Genomic DNA, 3,739 nt, shown 5'->3' on the forward strand with positions numbered 1-3,739 from the left:
GATCTTGGCGACGTTGAGGGCCTCCAGCGTCGCCTCGGTGATCTCGTCGCCGGCCTGCACATAGACCTCGCCCGTCTGCTCGTTGATCAAGTCGACGGCAATGTAGCGACCGATCAAGTCCTCCTCGAGAACTTGCTGTTCCTCCAGCCCTTTCTCCAGTAGCTCGCGCACGAGGCGCGGCGTGATCTTGACGCCAGCCTTGACGACGACGCGGCCGGTCTTGGCGTTGATCAGGTCGTTGTTGAGCTTGACGCCGCGCATCCGCTCGCCGGTGAACTCGGTCTTCCAGCCCTTCTTGACTCGGGTGAACACAACCTTCTTGTAGAAATAGTCGAGTATCGCCTCCGGCGACATGCCGGTCACCTCGCCGGGTTGCATCTGCGTGCCGGTGAGCGAGCGCTTGATGCGGATTTTCTGCGTGTCGTCGCTGTCGAGCGCCATCAGCAGTGTCGTCACCGGCAGCTTGCGCCGGCGGTCGATGCGCACGAACACCAGGTCCTTGGCATCAAACTCGAAGTCGAGCCACGAGCCGCGATAGGGAATGATGCGAGCAGCGAACAGGAATTTGCCCGACGAGTGGGTCTTCCCCTTGTCGTGGTCGAAGAACACACCCGGCGAGCGGTGCATCTGGGATACGATCACGCGCTCGGTGCCGTTGATGACGAAGGTGCCGTTGGCGGTCATCAGCGGCATATCGCCCATGTAGACGTCCTGTTCCTTGACGTCGCGGATGGAACGCGATTGCGTCTCCTCGTCGACGTCCCAAACGACCAGCCGGAGCGTCACCTTTAGGGGCGCGGCGAAGGTCATGCCCCGCTGCTGGCATTCCTCGACGTCGTATTTCGGCGGTTCGAACTCGTATTTGACGAATTCGAGGGTGCCGCGCTCCGAAAAGTCCTTGATTGGGAACACCGACTTGAACACTTCCTGCAAGCCGCTCGCGGTGCGTTTGTCGGCGGGCACCTCGCGCTGAAGAAATTGCTCATACGAGGTCTTCTGGACCTCGATCAGGTTCGGCATCTCGACGGCCGCCGCCAGGCGACCGAAATGTTTCCGCACGCGTTTGCGGGCCGTGAAGGATTTAGCCATTACCGTTCCTCACGCTCCATATCCAATCGGCCTTCCCTCGCTCGGCCACCGCTGCCTGCGGGGGAAGCCGCCATTGTTGCTGACCGGGCGTCGCCCAAGCCGATCGGGGTTCAAGGAACCCGGCTTGGGCTGCCCGGCGGGGCAAGAGCATCCGCTTTACCGGCCGCGGCAAGGCCAATGCGGGCGGATGCCAGTTTCACGTGGAGCCGGCGACGGCGTTTCCTGCCGTCACCGCTCCCGTCTTTGTCTTCCGCACAGCGCCGGATATAACCGGCGCCGTCGCTATTTCAACTCGACCGTGGCGCCGGCTTCTTCCAGCTTCTTCTTGATCGCCTCGGCCTCGGCCTTCGGGACGCCTTCCTTGACCGGCTTCGGCGCCGATTCGACCAGGTCTTTGGCCTCCTTCAGGCCAAGTTGGGTGACGGCCCGCACTTCCTTGATGACGTTGATCTTCTTGTCGCCGGCCTTGACCAGAATGACGTCGAATTCGGTCTTCTCGGCGGCGGCTTCGCCACCTGCCGCGGCAGTCCCGCCACCAACGGCGGCAACGGCCACCGGCGCGGCGGCGGATACGCCCCACTTTTCCTCGAGCATCTTAGAGAGCTCAGCCGCCTCCATGACGGTCAGGCTCGAAAGGTCGGTCGCGATTTTCTGCAAGTCAGCCATTGTTCAATCTCCTTGGGCTTGAATCTGTCGATACTGGAATACGGCAATCACGCGGCTTTGCCTGCCTTTGCGTAGGCGCCGAGGACGCGGGCGATCTGCCCGGCCGGCGCCTGCAGGATGCCGGCGATCCTTGTCGCCGGGGTGTTGAGCATGCCGATGATCTTCGCCCTCAGTTCTTCCAACGACGGCAGGCTCGCCAGCGCCGTGACCCCAGCGAGGTCGAGCTGCTTGTCGCCAAGGGCGCCGCCCACGACGACGAGTTTCTCGTTGGTCTTGGCGAAGTCGATCGCCGCCTTGGCGGCCGCCACCGGATCCGCGGAATAGGCAATCGCCGTGGGTCCGATGAACATGCCTTCGAGGGATTTGTACTTAGTTCCCTCGAGAGCTCGACGCGTGAGCCGATTTTTGGTCACTTTGAAGCTGGCGCCCACCGCGCGCATCCGGCTCCGAAGCTTGCTCATCTCGGCCACCGTCAGCCCCGTGTAATGGGCGACGACGACGAGGTTCGCAGCCTCGAAAGTCTTACGCAGCGAGGAGACCATCTGTTGCTTTTGTGCTCGGTCCACTAATCGTCTCCAGTTCGTGGCGGCCGCCCCGTAATCCGGGGAGCACCGCCGTTGCACCTCGGTTCCCCGGCAGCCTGTTCGGGCCGCACCCCGGGTAACCCTTGACGCCTGTCCAGTGCAACAGTTCAAGCCGTTCTGAGACGCCCTTGGGCGCGCCTGAAAACGGTTCTCACACTGTCTCGGCAGGCGGGACCCCCCTTAAACCGCCGTCCGGCACGCCGGCCGGCGGCACCTGCTGTCTCGGACAGGATGGGAGCAGGGTCTTCGCCGCTCCCGCCACCGCCCGGGCCAATGGCCCCGGCGGCGATTCCGATCATTCCTCCACCCGGCCGAGCCGGGATCAAATCTCCGTTGCGTCAGCCGCGCAGGCTGGCGATGTCCAGCTTCAGGCCCGGTCCCATGGTCGAACTCAGGCTGACGCGCTTCATATAGGTACCCTTTACGCCGCTCGGCTTCGCCTTGGCGATGGCGTCGACGAAGGCTGACACGTTGTCAACCAGTTGCTGATGCGAGAAGCTGGCCTTGCCGATACCGGCATGAACGATGCCCGCCTTCTCGACCCGGAACTCGAGTTGCCCGGCTTTCGCCGACTTAATGGCGCCGGCGACGTCCATGGTGACGGTGCCGAGCTTGGGATTCGGCATCAGCCCCTTGGGGCCGAGGATTTTGCCGAGCTTGCCGACCACCGCCATCATGTCGGGGGTGGCGATGCAGCGGTCGAAGCCGATTTCGCCATTGCGGATCTTCTCCGCCAAGTCGTCGCCGCCGGCAAGGTCAGCGCCCGCGGCTTGTGCTTCCTTCAGCTTGTCGCCCTTGGCGAACACTGCCACCTTCAGCGCCTTGCCGGTGCCGTGCGGCAGCGTCACCGTGCCACGCACGTTCTGGTCTGCGTGCTTGGGATCAACAGCGAGATTGATGGCGATCTCAATGGTTTCGTCGAACTTGGCGGTGGCGCCGTCCTTGATGATCTTGACCGCTTCCGCGACCCTATAGGAAAGATCCCGGTCGATCGGCTCGTAGGCCTTTTTCAGGCGCTTGCTGTCGCGGGCCATTGCCTACTCCTGCACCTGAATGCCCATCGAGCGGGCCGAGCCGGCGATCATCCGGCACGCCGCTTCAATATCGGTGGTGTTGAGGTCGGCCATCTTCTTCTCGGCGATCTCGCGGATCTGCTTCTTGGTCACGGTGGCAACGATATCCTTGCCCGGCTCCTTGGAGGCGGTTTCCAGGTTCGCCGCCTTCTTCAGGAAATAGCTGGCCGGCGGCGTCTTGGTGATGAAAGTGAAGGTGCGATCCTGGTAGGCGGTGATCACCACCGGGATCGGCATGCCCTGCTCCATCTTCTGGGTCTGGGCGTTAAACGCCTTGCAGAACTCCATGATGTTCAAGCCGGCCTGGCCAAGCGCCGGGCCGATCGG

At 63.0% G+C, this 3,739-nt stretch carries 5 protein-coding genes; all 5 read right to left on the bottom strand.

The window, feature by feature from the left end:
* Positions 1-1,089 (bottom strand): DNA-directed RNA polymerase subunit beta (locus Q8P46_08840; protein ID MDP2620269.1); only part of this gene is annotated, 1,089 nt, incomplete at its 3' end.
* Between the two features lie 282 nt (positions 1,090-1,371).
* Positions 1,372-1,755 carry a 50S ribosomal protein L7/L12 gene (gene rplL, locus Q8P46_08845; GenBank protein ID MDP2620270.1) on the bottom strand — a complete coding sequence of 128 codons (384 nt, stop codon included), beginning with the start codon at positions 1,753-1,755 and terminating at the stop codon, positions 1,372-1,374.
* Positions 1,756-1,802: 47 nt separating this feature from the next.
* Positions 1,803-2,321 carry a 50S ribosomal protein L10 gene (gene rplJ, locus Q8P46_08850; GenBank protein MDP2620271.1) on the bottom strand — a complete coding sequence of 173 codons (519 nt, stop codon included), beginning with the start codon at positions 2,319-2,321 and terminating at the stop codon, positions 1,803-1,805.
* 356 nt (positions 2,322-2,677) lie between these two features.
* Positions 2,678-3,373 carry a 50S ribosomal protein L1 gene (rplA, locus tag Q8P46_08855; protein MDP2620272.1) on the bottom strand — a complete coding sequence of 232 codons (696 nt, stop codon included), beginning with the start codon at positions 3,371-3,373 and terminating at the stop codon, positions 2,678-2,680.
* Positions 3,374-3,376: 3 nt separating this feature from the next.
* A partial coding sequence (rplK, locus tag Q8P46_08860; GenBank protein MDP2620273.1) for a 50S ribosomal protein L11 occupies positions 3,377-3,739 on the bottom strand: 363 nt, incomplete at its 5' end.

The organism is Hyphomicrobiales bacterium, from assembly GCA_030688605.1.
Lineage (GTDB): Bacteria > Pseudomonadota > Alphaproteobacteria > Rhizobiales > NORP267 > JAUYJB01.